The 662-nt window shown below is 29.2% G+C and carries 1 protein-coding gene; it reads right to left on the bottom strand.

The window, feature by feature from the left end; translation table 11 throughout:
* Window positions 1-128: 128 nt before the first annotated feature.
* Window positions 129-488, bottom strand: coding sequence for a hypothetical protein (locus B0E34_RS19420; protein WP_087712171.1), 360 nt, complete (start codon window positions 486-488; stop codon window positions 129-131).
* Window positions 489-662: the final 174 nt, after the last annotated feature.

A 662-nucleotide genomic window follows, 5' to 3' on the forward strand; every position in this document is an offset into this window, starting at 1 on the left:
ATAAAACATAAAACCCACCGCAATTGCAGTGGGTTCTTTATTATTGCTCACGGATTACAAATCCGCGAGATCAGGGGCTTTATTTCAATTCCTAAATTTTCAATTATTTCACTGCCTTCCATAAAATGCTATTGACTTAAACTAGGAAAGTAAATTTTCTCCCATTTTTGCATATATTCTTCTAATGAAATATTCCAAAAGAAAGGCGAAGGGCAAAAATTCACTATTTCTTCTGTAATAAAACTAAACATATCTTCTCCAATTATATTCCCTTTAAAATGAGAAGATTCAGAAGTGTAAAGCTTATTGATAAAATCCTCAATGTCTTCTTTTTTAATTCCTTGCTCCTTATATGAGCTAAGAATTTTAAAAAAATTATAAATAAATTTACGATATTCATCAACTGATAATTCACTTATGAAATTGTAGTTTAATTCCTTCTCAATAATATTTTTTAATTCTATAATTTTCATCTTGCTGGCGTCCATAATGGTGCTGTTGCTTGTATTCTAAAGTTAAACGGATCAGTCTCAAAAGTTGGGGAGGAATGTTAAGTAGTTTTATATTTGTATAATGCTAAACGATCAAGAATTACTAAAGTTTTTGCTTCCACCATACTTAGTGGATTATTTTGATATTGTGAAATTTGAAGAAAAAGAAGG

It is taken from the genome of Chryseobacterium mucoviscidosis (assembly GCF_002177115.1).
Taxonomy (GTDB): domain Bacteria; phylum Bacteroidota; class Bacteroidia; order Flavobacteriales; family Weeksellaceae; genus Chryseobacterium; species Chryseobacterium mucoviscidosis.